Origin of the sequence: Pseudobacteriovorax antillogorgiicola (genome assembly GCF_900177345.1) — a bacterium.
GTDB lineage: Bacteria > Bdellovibrionota_B > Oligoflexia > Oligoflexales > Oligoflexaceae > Pseudobacteriovorax > Pseudobacteriovorax antillogorgiicola.
Map to the genome: position 1 here is coordinate 232167 of NZ_FWZT01000007.1, position 17760 is coordinate 249926.

Consider the following 17760-nt stretch of genomic DNA (forward strand, 5'->3'; position numbering starts at 1 on the left):
ACCTCACTCTCATTATTTCTCTAACATCAAGACTTTGGTTCTAGGTCTGGCTTTAGATACTGAACGTTACCCGTGTTGCTGGGGGGTAAAAGCATCTGGCGTTTGATCCAACGGACTCGTTTTGTCTTATCTTCGTGCTTGCGATTTTTCTGACTGATGATAGCTGCCCAAATGTAGACTTTGTGAAACCTTGTGTTGTTGTCATAGACAAGGCAGGCAGCTCCTGCGACTGCATGCCGAGAAAGTCGCTGACCACGAGTCCTGGGAAACGTGCGGCGCCCCACTCCTTCAATATCGATGACTGCTTCGGTTCTTTGACCAACACCACAGTCAACCAAGGACAAAAGGTTCCGACACTCGGGGACGTCAACAACATGCTGATCCAGGTAATCCTGATTCATTACAGGTAAGAATGTCTGTAGCGTATCTGGTGCGCCTATACACCTTGTGCCGATGCTAAAGATTCTCTGTTTACTGTCGTTGCGATCGAATACGTTCATGGTAGTGCCGATCGTGAAATTCTCAAACTCGTCCTGAATTTCCCAACGCTCTAGTTTGGGGTCATCAGATGGAGATTCTGGGTCGAACGCGGTGGTATATAGATTTTTGCGGACAACTGTCATCCATTGTAGAATTTCATCACGGGAATTGGAGTAGGCTTCTAGCGTCGAGGATGAACTTAGGATGCGAGGAATAAACTTGCCTGCTCCCATAATGATAACTGAAAGTATGGCAACGCTAATCATCATCTCAATGAGAGAAAAGCCCGAATTTGAACCTATACGCTTCTTCATGGCCCCTCCAAGGTTAAACCCTTGACAGCCTTTGATATATAGAGCCTGCCATCACTTTTGCTTAGAGAGTAGCCAAGATTATTTTCCGTCGAAGCTGCTTCTGAAAAGCGGTGTACGGCGTAGACAACTTGAAGTCCGCGGCCAGAAAACTCGTTCTGCTTATTGCATTCAATAGGAATACCGCGGTTGAAGTCCCAGAAAGTTCCCTTCATTTCAACAATAGCATTTTCAAGTAAGGCACACTGATAAAGAGAGTTTCTAGTAGACCGATCTACATTTTGTACGATACTAGGATACTTACAACGCTCGAAGACCTGGAGGATTTTTTTAGCCGGGTTTGAACTACCTTGTTTTGCTTGTACTTCCGCCCAAAAACTCTCGTGAGATTCAAAAACTTTTGTAGCCTGGATCGTATCGACCTTGTCAGGCTCGTTATACTCACTTTCCAGGTCGATGTAGTTGCCGAGGTACATGTAGCTCTGGGCATGAGAACGGGCTTTTCTGATTTCGCGAACAATCTCGAAGAGGTTATTACCTTTACACTGCTCGGAAGTCGGGAATTCAGTAATACGCCGCTGCAAGTTTTCCCAAAAAAGTTCAGCTTCGTAGCGTATCATCTGATCTGATTCGTAAACAAGATCTGCAGCCTGTGCGACTCGACGAGCCTTCATATTGTTGACAATGCTTTGGGAGCCCCAATAGAAAGACGCTATCAGGAGGACAACGCTGAGCATGGTCTCTATTAGTGTTGCACCGCCTTCGCTGCGAAGCGAAAGAACATTAGAAGGAGCGGTATGAGTCTTGTCAGTGAACCGTTGCATAGCACTTCCCAACTGATCGTTACGTTATATTGACTCTAATTCTTACAAGGCGTGAGATTTGATATTCGATCCGAGCTTAACTATTATTCGGTTAGGGCTGAGGCGGGCATGAGTGAAAAGCGAATCACGGATTTAAATGGAATAAACCCCTTTAATATCGATGGGTATCCGTTGCTAAATATCGCCGAATTAGGATTCTTGCAGCTTCTATCTTACTCTAAAAATGTACTTGAGGTGGGTTTTCACCCTTATCGTCCGCAAGGTAGGCCGAAGCCTTTTCTTCCAAGTATAAACGGTGACGCCGCAGGTCTTCTGCTTCGTGTATATTGGTTTGAAGTAGTATGAGTCGGTCCACTTGCCGAATCATCTCTGCTAGTCGTATGTATATGGGGTGAACCATCTTAAAACTCCCTTCATCAAGTACTATGCTACCTGCAAGAAAGAGACCTTACTAGTGGTAAGCTAAGTCAGGTGCTTGAAGCCATGGAGCTTGACTAATTTCTGAACACTGAATAACGAGGCGACAGAAACGCTTAACGAGTTGAGAGGCGAGAAACTGCTTTTTGAACTTTGAAGGGGTGGATCGTTTGAATTCCTAAGTCAATCGCTTTCGGGCTTGTACTTCGAGGAGCGATGATAGTGCGATAAATTTGGGCCTTGGAGTGTTTCTTAAAATCGATTTGATTTAAATGGACCCGAATACAGCGAGCCAACGGTGAATCCATAGTCTCGTTGCGAATGCCCATAAAGTGGGCTTTGCCCATCTGGTCAATCAAGAAAACGATCATAACCTGACGCTTCTGTCGTTTGTTGGTTTTGGGAGCGAAGCAGTGATCAAATTGCGAATTCTCGCCAAACAAAGAATCTTCAAGGCTTTCGGAACCTGTCAGAGAACAAGAGCTTATGAAAATAGCTGGCAAGATAAATCTTAAAATGCGAAAACCCAAAGTAACCTCGTTCTTTAAAGTCTATGTCCAAGCGAGGAATCGTGAAAGCGACCCGAATTATAGTGCTAATCTCTCCCGAGTTCTAGTCAGTAGTGATGACTTCCTTAGTCGTGATACTCGGCTTGCCAATATCGAGAGTTCATACAATTTTCATGGTAGCGATCGTCAAAAAAATGCGGTTGTTCCTTGTCATCAGTGGATTTCCAGCTGGCTTGTCGATCACAGGCTTGCAAGTCGTTCACGAGTTTGCGGTCAAGTGCTGATTCGGAAAGATCTTCAGCTCCATCGTAGGTGTACTCAATTCGCTCAGGAACGGAGGTGCAGGCACCCAACCAGATACCCATCAAGGTACCAAAGGCAAATTTCATCATAATCTGGGTCTCCGACTCACAATCTGTGGTTTTTCGCTTATGAAGCAAGGGGAGTACCAATGGCAGATCCCGATGATTTCCGGGGATTAGGGCTCGATTATTTTGTAGAAAAGCTATCCACTATCGGAAAGCCATACAACGGAGGCGAGTGAAGGGTTTCGGCGACACCTACCTGTCACAAAAATGCCAGGCACGCTACGATAAACATTCCATTGCGCCTTATCTGAAATCGGCCTAGAATACACACTTTGTTGACTATATCAAACTGTCGGAGTGTGGGGCATGAGCCAGTACGAGGGACGGCTATTAATCGTCGATGACGATGTGAATACGTGTAAATTTTGGCAGGCTGCACTGGGTGAAGAGGGTTTCCGCGTCGACTTTTGTCACACTCTAAGTGATATGAAGGACGTCACAAAGAGATACTTTGTTGATGCTATACTGCTCGACTTGGACTTAGGGGAAGAAAGCGGTTTGGATGGTTTACCATTCCTAGTTTCAGAGTCTCCGTTTTCTCGGATCTTTATTCTCACTGCAAATGCCTCCCTTGATTCAGCGGTCGATGCTTTCCGGAGTGGGGTTTTCGACTATATTACGAAAGACACCAATCCCGAAGACATTGCCCAGAAGGTTCGCGATAGCCTATCAAAATCTTCAGTAGAATCCCATGTCGCCAAGGAAGAGGTTACCAAGATTGGGTTAATAGGTCAGGGGCAAAGGTTTTCAGAGCTGTGCACCACCATTGATCAAGTCAAGGATGTCGACTCAACGGTTTTGATTTTGGGAGAGTCGGGAACTGGTAAAGAGATCGTTGCACGAGCCTTGCATCGGCTGTCTTCCCGCAAGCAGATGCGCTTTGAGGCCATTAACTGCGCGGCGATTCCTGAGAGCCTCTTGGAGTCTGAACTATTCGGCCACAAGAAAGGTGCCTTTACCGATGCAAGTAGCGATCGGAAGGGCATTTTCGAGCTTTGCAACAAGGGCACACTCCTTCTCGATGAAATTGGCGACATGCCCTTGAGCTTGCAGACTAAGTTGCTTCGAGTACTCCAAGAAAAGGAAGTGGTTCCTGTAGGCTCATCCAAGCCCATAAAAATAGATACCCGAGTGATAGCGGCGACTCACCGCGATCTCCTGGAAGAGATCCAATCGGGTCGCTTTCGCGAAGACTTGTACTATCGTCTCTCAGTAGTACCAGTAAATATTCCGCCTTTGAGACATCGTAAAGATGACATTGGTGTATTACTGGAACACTTCTTGAAGGAGCTTAATAAGCGCTTTAACAAAGAGGTGCTACCACCAAGTACAGATGTGCTACGTCGGATCATGTCTTACGACTGGCCCGGAAATGTTAGAGAGCTTAAGAACGCCGTTGAGCGAGCCGTGGTGCTCTCTCCCGATGGAAAGATCCATGTGGAGCACCTGTTCCGCCACCTTCACAAAGTTGACTTTGACGAAGAGGCCGAGGGGAATTCCTCGGGGGGCGAAGGGGTCACTCTGGGGGGCGAGATTTTCGATATGGCCCTGACAGATGCAAAACAGGCCTTTGAGAAACAGTATTTGGAAAGGCTCTTAAGCAAGACAGGCGGAAACATTGCAGAACTGGCCCGCCGTTGCGGTCGATATAGAGCAGATATCTATAGACTTTTTGAAAAGTACGACATCGATCACCAGTCCTATCGGCAAGATGGAGGAAAGGCTGAAACTTAGGAGATGCTCGATAATTTTACCGGCAGAAATATGGTACAATCACCTGTCTACACATGGGGAGCGGATCAATGAAGCCGATTGGTAAGCCAGAGCGCGTTTTAACAACAGGCTATATGGCGACTCTGGTGGTGATTGCTCTCCTAACGGGTGTTTCAACACTTTTCCAGGTTCGATACATTTCAGTTGAAGAGAATGCTGCCGATGCAGTCGCTAACATTGCCCAGCAGCAGATTCGAGTCCAAGAGATGGCTCTTGTGGTGAATCGCCTGTCTAACACAATTCTCGATAGCTACACAGACGAGGATCGGCAAAGGCTCCTGCATCTGGCTGATGTGTTGGAGGAAAAGCACCAGCATTTGATGAAAAAGTTTGAAGCAGACTCAGTCTTTCTTTGGGATATCACAGACTCAACTTTATTGAGTCAAGGTGATGTCGAAACCTATACGAGGCTTGAGGTGCTCATTGGCAAGTACTTACAGAACACGAGGTATATCGCTAATGCTGGGGATCGGGTTACAGATCTCGATGAACTATTGATAGAAATCGAATCTCTGAGTCGATCGATCCTGACTAGCTTTGAAACTATCTTAGGAACTTATGCTTCAGAACGAGAAGAGAAGGTTCGCTCCTACTTAGACTTTCAGATCATGGGGTTTTTCTTTGTGGTGGGAGTGCTACTTCTTGTCGGCATGTTTGTTTTTCGACCCATAGCCAATCATATTCGGCAGTTTCGTCTCGATCTTGAAAAATCCCAACGGGAAGCCGAGCGGGCGAGCAATATCAAGACTGATTTTCTCACTAATATCAGTCATGAGATACGAACACCTCTGAGCGGTATCCTTGGTTTTACCGATATCTTATTGAGTGACTCGGATTGTACCGGCGAGCGCCGCGATCATGTGTTTTCTATCAAAAGAAGTGCCAAGCATCTGAAGACTTTGATTGACGATTTGCTCGATCTATCGAAGGTTGAATCGGGCAAGATCGAGATAAACCTTGAAGAAGTGAATCTAATGAGGGTCCTCCACGAGGTTGTCTCCATCGTTGAAGTAAAGATGAAAGACAAGGGCTTAGACTTTCGAACTCAGTTCCAGTCAGAGATTCCTGAGCATGTGATCAGCGATGGCATTCGTGTCACTCAAGTACTTGTTAATATCCTTGGTAATGCCGCAAAATTTACTGATGAAGGCCGGGTTTTATTGCAAGTTTCAGCGGCTCAAAAGGACAACACCGCGACGCAACTAAGGTTTACCATCGTCGATACGGGCTGTGGAATTCCACCTGATAAAACCAAAAAGCTCTTTAAGCGATTTTCTCAGGTTCATAGCTCCTTGGTTCAGAAAACTGAAGGTACTGGTCTTGGTCTTGCTTTATCGAAGCATCTGGCCAAATTACTCAAAGGTGACCTCGTACTAGTCAATAGTCGCCCTGGGATGGGCAGTACCTTCCAGTTTACCGTGCCATGCGAAGTGCCAGTGGGAACCAAAACGGTATCTGAGTTTTCTCCTATGGAGGATGACCCCGATGATGTTGTGGAAGCTGAGACATTCCAAGGTTTCTTGGAGGGGGTTAAGGTTCTCCTTGTAGAAGACGGTCACGATAATCAAAGGATCTACAATTACTTCCTTAAGCTTTCTGGAGCGACAGTCATTTCCTGCTGGGATGGCGAGGCCGGTTTGGAACAAGCTACAAATAACAGCGATATCGACATTATTTTGATGGATATTCAATTACCGAAGATTGACGGCTACACTGCGACAAATGAACTGCGGGTTCGAGGAATCAAGACCCCTATTATTGCTCTGACAGCACACGCCATGCGAGAAGAAAAAGAGCGTTGTCTTCGCTCTGGGTTTAGTGCCTATGTTTCAAAGCCTGTTTCCATTCCATCGCTGATGCGAACGATTCGATCGACGCTTAGGAAAAAAACACCAATGAAAAAAGAGACTCAATCACCAGTGATCCGATCGAAGTACCACGATCGAGAGGTCTATCGCCCGATGATCATCGAGTTTATAGATACTCTATCCTGCCGGGTTGAAGAGCTACAATCGGCTTATGATGGTGAAGATTGGCTGCAGCTTCAAAAACTTGCCCATAAATTGAAAGGAGCTGGTAGCACATATGGCTTTACTGATATCAGCAGACTTACTGAAACCATTGAATCGCGATCGAAGGAGATGGGCGATAGCAGCGAGAATTCCGAGGAACGGTCTATCCTCGGTAATGTGCTCAAACAGCTAAGCCAAGTTTGTGAACAGGTGAAGCAGGGTGGTGAAGATCTGAAGGAAAACTCCTCGAAAGCCTGATTTTAATGTATGAATCTCAATACAGTACTGGGCCGACTGTAGGGATTAAGTTTCAGAATCATCATACCAATAGCCAAGATAGCTACAAATACTACCGTAATTACCCTGGAATGCTTCCTGCACCTCTGCTGCAAGGAGGTACAAATGGATAGCGAACATCTGCGTCCCAAAATGTTATTACTGGAACCAGATTTTCTCTGGCGCAGGACTATGGCGCGCTTTGCCGAAAAACATGGCTTTCGTGTGCAACTTGTCACTTCATTTTCAGAGCTGAAAAAGCGCTGGCATAAGTTTGAACCAGATGTGCTTGTCACCAGCAATGATGTACGTCACCACAAAACCGCTTCTGAGATGACCTATCTTTTTGGCAGAACGCCAACACTGATTATATACGGCGCTTCCCAGCGCCGAAAAAGTTTACCAAAAGATCCCTACACAGAGGGCATTGCCAGAAATCAAGGGGCGATAAGTATCTGTGAAAAAGCAAAAAACATGATAAAAGAACTCTGAATCAATAATCCTTAATACCAAAAAATATATTTTTTGAACGCTATTCAGCGGACAAATTGAACTTTATAGGAGTTATCCATGGGAACGAAGACGAGAGCCAATGCCCGATACGAAGCGATAGCCAAGATGAGTTCGAGAAAGATTCGGACCTTCAATCGACCAGAGGCCTCGAATGGCGCAGTCATGAGTATTCCGCAATACTTTGGTTGCAACACCTTTGGTTGGGACCTCATGAGCCAGCGCTTGCCAAAAGATGATGTTCAAGAATTACGTGAGGTGTCTCCAAGTCGGCGAAAGTTGACTCCAGAACTGGCGGACAAGGTTGCCTATGCAGTAAAAGAATGGGCGATTGCCAAGGGGGCAACTCACTATTGTCACTGGTTCCAACCGCAAACAGGTGGCACTGCAGAAAAACACGATGCTTTCTTTTCGTTCGATAAAAGTGGCGGGGCTATCGACCACTTTACTGGCAACGAACTGATGCAACAGGAACCCGATGCATCCAGTTTTCCTAGTGGTGGACGACGCTCAACGTTCGAAGCTCGCGGCTACACAGCTTGGGATGCCACGTCACCAATGTTCTTGATGGAAACTGACAACGGCTTCACCCTTTGTATTCCATCTATTTTTATTTCCTACTCAGGGGAACACCTGGACGAGAAAACTCCGTTGCTTCGATCGATCACAACAGTCAGTGATCATGCGAAGGAATCACTGGAACTTCTTGGCGAGCAGAACTTCAGCCATGTTGTAAGCAATTGCGGGCCGGAACAAGAATATTTTGTAATAGATCGCGCACTTTATGAACTGAGACCCGATCTAGTCCTTGCTGGCAGAACTGTGCTCGGTGCGATGCCACCCAAGCATCAGCAGCTTAGTGACCACTACTTCGGTTCAATCAAGCAGCGAGTCGTGAACTTTATGATGGAGTGTGAGCATGAGCTATATAAGCTTGGAGTGCCATGCAAGACGAGGCACAATGAGGTGGCCCCATCTCAGTGTGAGTCAGCTCCCATCTATGAATTTGCAAATATTGCAGCGGATCACAACCAGCTAACAATGGAGATCATCCGACAGGTGGCCAAGCGGCACGACCTAGTCGCGCTTTTCCACGAGAAACCATATGCTGGTATGAACGGGTCAGGCAAGCATTTGAACTGGTCGTTGGCTACCAATACTGGGACAAACTTACTGGATCCAGGCGATAAGCCTCATGAAAATATCCGTTTCCTATACTTTCTAACGGCAACCATTAAAGCGGTTCACGATTGGTCCAAGCTACTTCGCTTGAGTGTAGCATCCGCAGGAAACGACTTCCGTCTTGGTGCCAATGAAGCACCACCGGCAATCATGAGCGTTTTCTTAGGGCAAACATTATCTAGTATCTTGGAACAGCTAGGTTCTGGCGAGGACCCTACACCATCCGAAACTGAAATCAATCTAGACATAGCCCGGATTCCTGTCATTGCGAAGGATAATACCGATCGCAACCGAACCTCACCCTTTGCCTTTACGGGCAATAAGTTTGAATTCAGAGCTCTCGGTTCCAGCCAGAGTATCAGCAGTCCCATCGCCTATCTAAATACAGCGATGGCTCAGGCTCTGAAGGAAATGAATGACAGCTTGCGCAGCATTGCAGGAGGAAATAAGCCTTCAGAAAAGCAAATCCTTGAAGTTATCTCCAAGACATATAAATCTTGCAAGGCTGTTTGCTTTGAAGGTGATGGTTATTCTGAAGAATGGCACCAAGAGGCTGAATCTCGTGGCTTGCCAAACCTAAAGAACACTCCAGAAGCCTTACAAACCTTGCTAGACGAAAAGACCCGCAAGCTTTTGATCGATCACGAGATTTTTGGCAGTGGTGAAGAGCTAGATGCCCGATATAACGTCTTGATTGAGCGCTATAACATGCTTAAGATGATCGAATTCCAGAGTCTAGAGAACCTTGTGGCAACTCATGTCATACCAAGTTTGAGCCAATACCTTGGCGACGTGGCAGGAAGTTACAAGAGCGTTACCGACGTTCTTGGGGATGGTGCAACGAAATCTCAGAAGCGAGATCTGGAAAACCTAAACGAACTTCTTCAAAGTATGAGTGATAGCCATCGTCAGCTTTCTGATTTTATACATAGTTCGGCGGAAACAGATGATGAAGGTAAGCTTGGTGACGATATTTCCAACAAAGGGCTTGAGATTGCTCAAAAGCTTGAAGAGTTGAGTGCTCAAGCGGAAGAAAAAATCGATGATATGCTGTGGACATTGCCTAAGTATCGCGAGATGATATTTAGTCTTTAACTTCTGCCCTGTATTCTCTGCTTTGTCTTTTTGAGATATAGTGGACGAATCAATTTTCGTTACCAGAAACCAGATGAAGGAATCGTTTCATCTGGTTTCTTTTTCCCGTCTCCTGCACGATACATATCCTCAAACAATGTATGCATATACCTACGGCCAGCGTTGATTATGTCGTGAAAACACCGTAATTACGACGCTTTTGGCCTTGGACTGGAATTTGCTTCTATCTTATTAGATCAGTTGTTCTGTCGGTTAACTCTCGATCGAAGTGGTAAAGATCTTTTGTTCGTTAAACAATGAGAGGTGGCACATGCTAGATTCTTACCCAAGCCTAAGTCCCGAGTCGCAATTGGCTCCCGAAATTCCCGGCTTGAATAAAGAGAGAAAGCCAGACCTTTACCTAATTGGAGATAGAAAGAAGTCGAGAGACTTAGCTCTGTTACTCAATGGTCTGGATGTGAATCAAGTCTGGATTCCAGACGTTCGTGATATCCGGGCACGGCTTAGTCCTACGGCGATCAGTGTGATTTTTGTAGAGCCAATGGTTGGCCTTATACGCGGTATCAAAATGGTTAAAAAGTCTGGCCTACTAAAGAATATTCCGATTCATGTGGTGACCAGTAACTCCTGCCCAGATAAATTAGCGAGGACTTACTACCGACTCGGGGCTAGCAGCGTGGTCTCCTACCCAGAAGAAAAGTTTCTCGTCCAAGATATCGTGCAAGAGTTGCATCAGAACAAAGCGGATAGAGCCAGTAAAATGCAGCCAGAAGGCCGATTTCGACGGGCTATGTGGGCACGACTAAAAGCGGTGGTCGACCATGCGAGACGCTTCCGCCTGAAATGCCGTGACGGAGTGGTTTATCTAGCCGGGCAGGCGAGTAGCCGGAGGCAGAAAGAGAAAATCGAAGAAGTCCTGAGAGACGCGCCAGGGGTCGAAAGAATTGTTCACGGTGATTTCCGAGTCTCGGCAATGAGTGACCAAGAGCTTTTGTTGACGCAAAAGATAGACGATCTGTTGCTAGCAACGGAAGGCGTGGCGGAGCAATCTGTGGCTTATGAAGTGTATGATGGAGAAGTCGTGATCACTGGTCATGTCAGCAGTAAAAGGGCTATGAAACAATTGGAAAAGGCTATCAAGCGACTTGAAGGAGTTCACCGCGTGCGGAACCTGATTTCTATTTCTCGACAGCAGGCTATTACGGACCAAAACTTGGCCAAGACCATCGAATCTAGACTTCGACGCTTTTGCCACCAGTCGAGTATTGGTGTTAAAGTCATGAAAAATATTGCGGTTCTCAATGGATCGGTAGACGACAGTGGCAAGCGCCGTTTGGCAGAGAATGTTGCAAAGCAATATGGCCAAATCCAAGCTGTTGTCAACCGGTTAGATATATCCCAGGCGCAAGGCTCATAAACTAAACTTTGAACCAGCATGAGTTAGCGCAGTGGCATAAACTATTTAAAAGGAGTTCACCATGGATCTTCAAGTATCATATCAAAATAGACGTCGATCGGAGCGAGCAGAGTCTTATCTGCTTGATCATTTGAACGAGTTCGAGCCGATTAGGAATCGGGTTGACTTAGCGATGGCAGAATTGATCGTCGATGGCGACGGTGTCCACACAGTCAAGCTAGGGATTAAGACTCCAAAAGCTTTTCGCAGCCTTGTGAAGGCGAGGCACGAAAACCTCTACACCGCTATGCATCAGGCAGTTGAGAAACTAAAGCGGAGAATAAAGCGTTCCCTGGGTAAGATGGCGCTAGACAGTCGCAAGCCCCATAATGTGATGTATGGCGAGCTTCAAGAGCCCCCTGAATTGACTATCGACGCTGAGAACGTTATTCGCTTTGAGGACGCGTTGAGAGCGAAGGGCAGGCTTCATCCGGTAAAGCTCATAGTCACAAATGACGATATCGCGGCTTTCTTAAAGGAGCTAAGTCTTCGCCTTGCATGCATGGGCGCGGCCAAGCGAGATCTGAAACACTTTGATAAGGCTATTAAGAAGGTAGAGCGTAGCGATGAGTCGATCCAAGATCTTGTTCTGAGCGACAGTAATCTAGAGAAGGCTCTGCGTATCAAACGGCCTATAGCCCATAAAATTGAGGAATTTGTTCGAGAGGGTCACTCAACCCTACTTGAGCATCTGCGAGAACAAACCCCCAACGACATTCAAGATATCGTTCGGGTTAAGGGGATCGGGCCAGTAAAGGCCAAGCAACTCTATGACTATTGTGAGGTTAATGAGTTGGAAGAGTTAGAAAACATGGCGAAACAGGGGAGAGTGAAGCAAATTCCTGGTTTTGGCGAACACATTGAATCCGAGATTGTGGGCAATGCTGCCAATCATTAGAGGATTTTTTCAGTGCATTTAAATGGATCAGGAGCCTCAGTCTCATTCAGGAGATTGAGGTTTTTCAGTATCAGAGTCACCAACGGAGCGCTTTACCTCTTGGATCTTACGACGGACGACCAACACTGCATCCTGCCATTCTTCTGGGAAGTCAGAGGTCATAATATCAACCAAACGCTCGGCCCGCGCCGCAGTTTTGTGTATCTTGCTTCGACTGAGAGCCTTAGTATCGGAAAGATTATCGTAAAGGTCTGCAAGTTTGCAGAGCCTTACGGAGACAGATGCGTCCTCAAGTTCTGATGCGTACTTTTTCTCTCGCTCCGGTTTGTCTAGGTCCATATCTTTCGAAAGCTCGTCAACGTAGCTAGCGACTCGTTTGCCAAACTTTCGTTCTAGGTCTTTTCGCTCACAATCAGTATCTTCGATGGTATCGTGCAAGACACCAGCAGCCAGAACTTCTTCATCATCGACACCGAAAACTTCTGAGAGAATCGTCATCACTCGGACGGGATGGGCAATATAGGGAGTCTCATCATCTTTTCGCATTTGACCATGATGCTGCTTAGCAGCAAATGTCACCGCCTTGAGGGGTAATGGAAGGGTATTTCCTTGTTTCTTCATGTCCAGCCTCGCCTTTGTAAAAGTAAAACAAGAGTGAGGCTAATCAGGTTCCACATAAACTATTGAGAGGCAACACTCACCCAAGTGAGGAAATGCAGGAAATATGCCTGATCTCTTGGTGACAAATTATCAAAGTGAAGCAATGTGAAGACTAAAATGTGTTGATTGGACGTATAGTCAGGCCTTCAGTGTAGGAGTTTTCCTACACTGAAACACTTTCCGGGATTGCTGAATTGTGACTAGAGTGTAAGTTTGCTCCTCAGAATAAGTCAAATTATATCATAAAAAATAGCAAATTAGTGGCAGTTGGCATCATGGGAATGCAGCCGAGGGCTGGCATGAACCCTGCAGCTTTGCAGACAGGATGAATTTCTATAGGAGTGCGGATGTTTATTCGAATACAAGATGTTTTAGGTAAGGTTTTACACGCTCAGGATGGTGTCATGGGAACGGTTCACGATTTTCTTTTCGATGATGAAACGTGGACCATCACTCATGTAGTCATCGCCTGTCATAACTGGGTGGGTGTCGAAAAGTTTGTTGTTGAAGCAAGCCTAGCCGGAATTGAGCCACATATGGATGGTATAGGGGTTTCCGTGAATCTCAGCAAGGAGGGGCTCCACGAAGGTTCGATTGCAAACACTAGTGGACCTCAGGCGAGACAAGAGGCGGGTAGCTTGGAAGGGTTTTACCTCTGGAGGATGGCGAGAACAATCCCGCATACAGGGTTGGTTCCTGGAAAGACGAATGTTTTGCAAACCAGTGATCGTGGTCTAGATGCTAAATTGAAGAGTGTCCGAACCTTAAGTTCCGGCTACCGAGCGATGACTGTTGATGATGAAGAGCTTGGCTGCTGTGATGATGTCCTAGTCAACCCTGAGACTTGGAAGATCGTTGGCATGAACATTAGCAATCGCCGATGGCTGCCATCTACGCAGGATTTGATTCTTCTACCGAAGGAAGTCAGGCAGATTGATCAAGAGTCCGAGATGCTAAATACCATTGAATTCGAGAAACCGGCATTCTCGCAACCATCGGCTCAAGAAGAACCAAATTACCTCCAGTCAGTGATCAATTTTTATCAGTAAGAATTTAATTGATGAAAGGAGTATAAAGACCAATGAGTCAGAGTTCGAGATATAACTACAAGTCCTATAAGCCTCAGAAATGGGGCGACGACGTATATTCTTCAGGAATCGACTGCCATGATCCATTCCCAATGAAGAGCGTAGTGTTGGACAATCTCGGACGCAGAGTGAACTTGAAGAAGCGGTTTCGCGGTAAACAAATCGTTCTGGAAACAGGTAGTCTAACCTGTCCCTCCTATGTAGCTAATATCGAAGCTATGAACTCTCTTGCAGACGATTTTCCAGAAATCTGCTTCATCGTGCTCTATGTTCGAGAAGAAAACCCCGGAGATGTTATCCCCTCGGTAGCTTCTATGGAGCAGAAACACGATCGGGCATTCTTTCTAGAGAAGCTTGAAGATGAGCGACGGCAGATATTCGCAGATGGTCTTCAAGGCAACTTGCATAAGCAAATCGGTACCTACCCGAATCTAGTCTATGTGATCGATCCGGACGGTAATGTTGAGTACAAGCGCTTATGGAATAAGCCAGGGGAGTTAAGGTCCCACTTAGAAGGTAGCGTGATGCATCGAAACCAACGCCGAGATGAACGGAGCGTGGATTTTAAAACGGCCTTCAGGGTCTTATTTCGGGCCGGTCCTCAGGCCCTTGTGAACTATATCAAGTCAAAGCCCTTGATGTGGAAAACACGCCAGGAGTAGAGCCTAGATGTCCCATAGGAATGCTTCGAGAGCTTGCCGATCGTCGGCACTGAGTTTTTTATAGGCTGCTACTTCATCGCTGGCTTCTCCATCGTGCCAAAGAATAGCTTCCATAATCGACTTTGCTCTGCCGTCATGCAGCAACTCAATCCGGTTGGTTCGCACCTTAGCCTGGGTCATCTCATAGGTTACGTTAGTGTCACCAGGATGGAATATATCTTTATGATGGGCGCTAGCATACTTGGTATTCTTAAGACCCCACAAAGGAGCGGTTCGCCAGAGCCTTGCTTGTGGACCCTTATGATCGTCAGCAAGTCCCGGGCCCATGTCGTGAAGTAGCAAGTCCGTATAGGGGTGAATGTACTGCTCACTCAACTCGGCGAAGCGAGATGTTCCCGTCCTCCAGTATGGAGCGTGGCAGCTTTCGCAACCAAGTAACTTAAAGATCTTCTCACCCTGTCTGACTTGAGGGTCTTCAGGATTTGTCCGTGGAGGCACTCCCAGTAAAGACATATAACTTTCCATACCCTCGATTGCTTCCTTTGGAAGATGTCCTTTGCCTGTTTGACAATTTCCAGAACAATCTAATAGATTCTCTTCGATAGTGGTCACACCCATATCATGTTTGAGGGCGGTGCGTATCTGAGCTGCAAGGTCCACTTGATTTGCTTTCCAGCCAAATCGGGCAGTTTTACCGGCAACCTTCCCTGCCCGACCAGCAGACAACTGGTCCAGGCGTTCGATCTCTTGGGCAGGAATCGCATTGATCAAACCCATGCCAATCAAAGACAAAGGGCGCCTGACCGACAACGCAACTGGTGCTCTGCTTTTGCCACTCTCAATCACAAAAACAGGCTTGGAAAGTTCAACTTCGGTGCCGTCGTCTAGAGTGACAATCTTCGTTTCGAAGCGAGAGATAACTAGGTTGCCTTCTTTTTGAGGGCCATCAGTCTGTAGTTGGTTGCCGTACACTCTATGGCTTCTGCCAGTTTGGGGGTCTAGAGTTTTTGCTACTGTCCCGTGAATCGCTTGGCCAGCGGCAGGAAGCAAGAATCCGGCGTTGTGCTGGTGGCAGCCATTGCACGAGGTCATGTTGTATGAGCTTCCTGCATAGGCACTTCGATCCTCCTGCATCGCTGGTCGGAATACCGATGGCTTATCATCAGAAGGGTCTGCAATATGTTGTCCCGAGATAAAATCTGTATGAAACCAAGTTCTGCCCATAAGGAATTCCGCAGCTCGGTCATGAGTTAGATTAAATGCTTGTTGTTGCAAGCTGTTCCAAGGTTCCACCCGAGTTGTTGGGGTGGTGGTCCATCCTCCAGCATAGCGCCAAGCTTCTGGAAACTCGCCGCGAGCCTGAAAATTATCAATAAAAAGGCCAGGTTCGCCTATCTTGATTCTAAAAAACTCGGAGTAGTAGGCAGATAAATTATGTGGATTAACGGTTTTTTGCTCTGCCCAGTTTGGAAACTGCTCATCGTTAAAAAAACGGTATTCAAACGTCAGCAATTGACCAGCTTCAAGATCTTCCTGATATCGTTCAAATAGCTCTCCGCTTAATTCGAAGCTGAAGTGTCGGTTGTCCTTAACGTGAGCCATGCGATTATTAATCTTGAACTTACTTCGTAGGGTTTCATTGGCCAAGGGGTCGCCAACATAAATTGCAGAAAAATCAGGCCCACGATCTCTTTCATAATCCTGCGGCCATTCTGTGAGAAGTGTAAAGCGAATGAGTTTTTGCCCAACTGGAGTAAAATCTTCTACGCGAAAGCGAGTGGTGCGGCCTTCCCAATAGAAAGGGTTAAATTTGGCAAAATCCATGTCATTTTCATGACGTCGACGGACCCTTACCACCCCTTCTGTAATAGCAACGCCATCACCATTTAGAAAGCCTGATATCCGTTTGCCAATTTTATTAAAATCCTTTTCAAAAGGCATAAAAGTGAGCTCGCCACCCTCCATCATAGCCGGACCTTCGGGCATTTTTGGGGGGATTCTCTGATCGACAGAATCAGCGGAGTCCATCGTGGTGTCGTTAGGTTGGGGTCTTGGGTCATTCTCTCTCAATGAGATTGGAGCGTCTGGTGCTTGAAGATTGCTGCAGGACAAGGTGGCGGCAAGAAAAAGAAGGCTGCTACCTATTAAGCTTATCCGACAAAGTTTATCGTTCATTTCATGCTCCAATAGTCATCTACAGAATCTGCTCGGTTTCGTTTTGTCTGGTTAAGACAAGCTTGTTGGTGCAAGGATCATGCTGCGCACCTTTTAAAAAAAAGGAAGTTATTTTGGAGGTATCTTGATATTCATCTATTGTATTCACTCACTAAGAATCAAACATGTCTGAATACTAGTCGAAAAATAGTTGAAACGTTTAGTTTTTTCTCTTAGAAATTGCTGTGTTATAGGCCTAGAGTCAGGCTTTAACCCTAATCGTGATAAGTAGTGCTGGCGTATATATGTTTGCGAACCATTCGCCTAGGAGGAAGCTATGAACTACTGGCTCACCCTCGTTATGATCGTGTGTTCATGGGAGTTCTGTCTAGGGATGGGCCAAGGATCGCCAAATGAACCGAAACAAATTGCAGAAATTAGGAGTTACAGTTTTCAACTGGGCGGACGTCTCTCTCGAAGTTGGGATCGGGTTGGAGATACTAGTGCCAATGAAGATAACTATAGTTTGGATCTTAGTGCCTTGCGCTTAGGGCGGCACATCCATTACGGGCCGTTGGTCTCATATAATAGATTTCTCATCCGTTATTCAGATCCTAGTCTTCGGGGGGCAGCTCGAACTAGTCTAGGCTTTGGCGTTCAAGTAAAACTAACGTTGAACGATATTCAAGCAGCTAGGGAAAGTATCTACGTCAGGACAGCCTTGGCAAGGATTGAGTCCTTAGATGATGACGAGGTTCAAAAGTCAGAATTCGATAGCCTTACCGTTGGGTTTGGATACGAGTTCTTTCTCAATTCCTATGTGTCCTTGCAGCCAGAATTGGTGCTTAGTCGTTCCTGGTACCTAGTCACCCTTGACGATGCTAGCTTTGCTTCTGAAAGTAGTCGTCGAACAGATGATATGAATCTGCAGTTAAACATCGGTATTTACCTTTAGAATCTAGGAAATAACTACAGGTTTAACAAGTTGCATTGCTGTGTAAGATCAGATCGAAACTAATTCATCTAAGAATCTATCCTAGGCTCTTTATAGTTCTTGAGGAAAGACTATACCCAAAGAGCTAGCT

The 17760-nt window shown here is 46.2% G+C and carries 16 protein-coding genes; 9 read left to right on the forward strand and 7 right to left on the reverse strand.

The window, feature by feature from the left end:
* Positions 1–26 precede the first annotated feature (26 nt).
* The 5 genes from B9N89_RS11540 to B9N89_RS11560 all read right to left on the reverse strand — a co-directional run bounded on the left by B9N89_RS11540 (position 27) and on the right by B9N89_RS11560 (position 2933).
* Positions 27–794, reverse strand: a complete 768-nt coding sequence (locus tag B9N89_RS11540; RefSeq protein ID WP_132318265.1) for a prepilin-type N-terminal cleavage/methylation domain-containing protein — start codon at positions 792–794, stop codon at positions 27–29.
* Positions 791–1615, reverse strand: a complete 825-nt coding sequence (locus B9N89_RS11545) for a hypothetical protein (protein WP_132318263.1) — start codon at positions 1613–1615, stop codon at positions 791–793. Before B9N89_RS11545 ends, B9N89_RS11540 begins: the two co-directional genes overlap by 4 nt.
* A gap of 217 nt (positions 1616–1832) precedes the next feature.
* Complete coding sequence (locus tag B9N89_RS11550; RefSeq protein WP_132318261.1) at positions 1833–2015, reverse strand: hypothetical protein; 183 nt, start codon at positions 2013–2015, stop codon at positions 1833–1835.
* Between the two features lie 133 nt (positions 2016–2148).
* Positions 2149–2562 (reverse strand): hypothetical protein, encoded by a 414-nt coding sequence (locus B9N89_RS11555; protein WP_132318259.1) that lies wholly within the window; start codon positions 2560–2562, stop codon positions 2149–2151.
* Between the two features lie 104 nt (positions 2563–2666).
* Positions 2667–2933: a hypothetical protein gene (locus B9N89_RS11560; protein ID WP_132318257.1), complete on the reverse strand. Its 267-nt coding sequence runs from the start codon at positions 2931–2933 to the stop codon at positions 2667–2669.
* A 282-nt stretch (positions 2934–3215) separates the two neighbouring features.
* Here B9N89_RS11560 and B9N89_RS11565 point away from each other — a divergent pair, with 282 nt between their 5' ends.
* The 6 genes from B9N89_RS11565 to B9N89_RS11590 all read left to right on the forward strand — a co-directional run bounded on the left by B9N89_RS11565 (position 3216) and on the right by B9N89_RS11590 (position 12111).
* Complete coding sequence (locus tag B9N89_RS11565; protein WP_132318255.1) at positions 3216–4643, forward strand: sigma-54-dependent transcriptional regulator; 1428 nt, start codon at positions 3216–3218, stop codon at positions 4641–4643.
* Between the two features lie 68 nt (positions 4644–4711).
* Positions 4712–6952, forward strand: coding sequence for an ATP-binding protein (locus tag B9N89_RS11570; protein WP_159455312.1), 2241 nt, complete (start codon positions 4712–4714; stop codon positions 6950–6952).
* A gap of 144 nt (positions 6953–7096) precedes the next feature.
* Positions 7097–7462 (forward strand): response regulator, encoded by a 366-nt coding sequence (locus B9N89_RS11575; RefSeq protein ID WP_132318251.1) that lies wholly within the window; start codon positions 7097–7099, stop codon positions 7460–7462.
* A gap of 78 nt (positions 7463–7540) precedes the next feature.
* Positions 7541–9757: a glutamine synthetase III family protein gene (locus B9N89_RS11580; RefSeq protein ID WP_200820699.1), complete on the forward strand. Its 2217-nt coding sequence runs from the start codon at positions 7541–7543 to the stop codon at positions 9755–9757.
* Positions 9758–10067: 310 nt separating this feature from the next.
* Complete coding sequence (locus B9N89_RS11585; protein WP_132318249.1) at positions 10068–11174, forward strand: BON domain-containing protein; 1107 nt, start codon at positions 10068–10070, stop codon at positions 11172–11174.
* 61 nt (positions 11175–11235) lie between these two features.
* Positions 11236–12111, forward strand: coding sequence for an HPF/RaiA family ribosome-associated protein (locus tag B9N89_RS11590; RefSeq protein WP_132318247.1), 876 nt, complete (start codon positions 11236–11238; stop codon positions 12109–12111).
* A 42-nt stretch (positions 12112–12153) separates the two neighbouring features.
* On the opposite strand, the gene B9N89_RS11595 is transcribed toward B9N89_RS11590, so the two are convergent.
* Entirely contained in the window at positions 12154–12732 is a 579-nt protein-coding gene (locus tag B9N89_RS11595) for an HD domain-containing protein (RefSeq protein ID WP_132318245.1), read from the reverse strand.
* A gap of 386 nt (positions 12733–13118) precedes the next feature.
* Here B9N89_RS11595 and B9N89_RS11600 point away from each other — a divergent pair, with 386 nt between their 5' ends.
* Positions 13119–13820, forward strand: coding sequence for a hypothetical protein (locus B9N89_RS11600; RefSeq protein ID WP_132318243.1), 702 nt, complete (start codon positions 13119–13121; stop codon positions 13818–13820).
* A gap of 32 nt (positions 13821–13852) precedes the next feature.
* A complete protein-coding gene (locus B9N89_RS11605) occupies positions 13853–14521 on the forward strand; it encodes a hypothetical protein (protein WP_132318241.1) in 669 nt (222 codons plus the stop codon).
* A 3-nt stretch (positions 14522–14524) separates the two neighbouring features.
* Here B9N89_RS11605 and B9N89_RS11610 read toward each other — a convergent pair whose 3' ends face one another.
* Positions 14525–16696, reverse strand: coding sequence for a di-heme oxidoredictase family protein (locus B9N89_RS11610; protein WP_132318239.1), 2172 nt, complete (start codon positions 16694–16696; stop codon positions 14525–14527).
* Positions 16697–17012: 316 nt separating this feature from the next.
* On the opposite strand from B9N89_RS11610, the gene B9N89_RS11615 reads away from it, so the two are divergent.
* On the forward strand, positions 17013–17630 hold the full coding sequence (locus tag B9N89_RS11615; protein ID WP_132318237.1) for a hypothetical protein: 618 nt from the start codon (positions 17013–17015) through the stop codon (positions 17628–17630).
* Positions 17631–17760 lie beyond the last annotated feature (130 nt).

Bases quoted from the DNA above. Each gene is read 5' to 3' on its own strand.
- B9N89_RS11570 (WP_159455312.1), top strand. From the start codon at position 4,712: ATGAAGCCGATTGGTAAGCCAGAGCGCGTTTTAACAACAGGCTATATG.
- B9N89_RS11565 (WP_132318255.1), top strand. From the start codon at position 3,216: ATGAGCCAGTACGAGGGACGGCTATTAATCGTCGATGACGATGTGAAT.
- B9N89_RS11615 (WP_132318237.1), top strand. From the start codon at position 17,013: ATGAACTACTGGCTCACCCTCGTTATGATCGTGTGTTCATGGGAGTTC.
- B9N89_RS11585 (WP_132318249.1), top strand. From the start codon at position 10,068: ATGCTAGATTCTTACCCAAGCCTAAGTCCCGAGTCGCAATTGGCTCCC.
- B9N89_RS11580 (WP_200820699.1), top strand. From the start codon at position 7,541: ATGGGAACGAAGACGAGAGCCAATGCCCGATACGAAGCGATAGCCAAG.
- B9N89_RS11560 (WP_132318257.1), bottom strand. From the start codon at position 2,933: ATGATGAAATTTGCCTTTGGTACCTTGATGGGTATCTGGTTGGGTGCC.
- B9N89_RS11550 (WP_132318261.1), bottom strand. From the start codon at position 2,015: ATGGTTCACCCCATATACATACGACTAGCAGAGATGATTCGGCAAGTG.
- B9N89_RS11540 (WP_132318265.1), bottom strand. From the start codon at position 794: ATGAAGAAGCGTATAGGTTCAAATTCGGGCTTTTCTCTCATTGAGATG.
- B9N89_RS11595 (WP_132318245.1), bottom strand. From the start codon at position 12,732: ATGAAGAAACAAGGAAATACCCTTCCATTACCCCTCAAGGCGGTGACA.
- B9N89_RS11610 (WP_132318239.1), bottom strand. From the start codon at position 16,696: ATGAACGATAAACTTTGTCGGATAAGCTTAATAGGTAGCAGCCTTCTT.
- B9N89_RS11545 (WP_132318263.1), bottom strand. From the start codon at position 1,615: ATGCAACGGTTCACTGACAAGACTCATACCGCTCCTTCTAATGTTCTT.
- B9N89_RS11600 (WP_132318243.1), top strand. From the start codon at position 13,119: ATGTTTATTCGAATACAAGATGTTTTAGGTAAGGTTTTACACGCTCAG.
- B9N89_RS11575 (WP_132318251.1), top strand. From the start codon at position 7,097: ATGGATAGCGAACATCTGCGTCCCAAAATGTTATTACTGGAACCAGAT.
- B9N89_RS11605 (WP_132318241.1), top strand. From the start codon at position 13,853: ATGAGTCAGAGTTCGAGATATAACTACAAGTCCTATAAGCCTCAGAAA.
- B9N89_RS11590 (WP_132318247.1), top strand. From the start codon at position 11,236: ATGGATCTTCAAGTATCATATCAAAATAGACGTCGATCGGAGCGAGCA.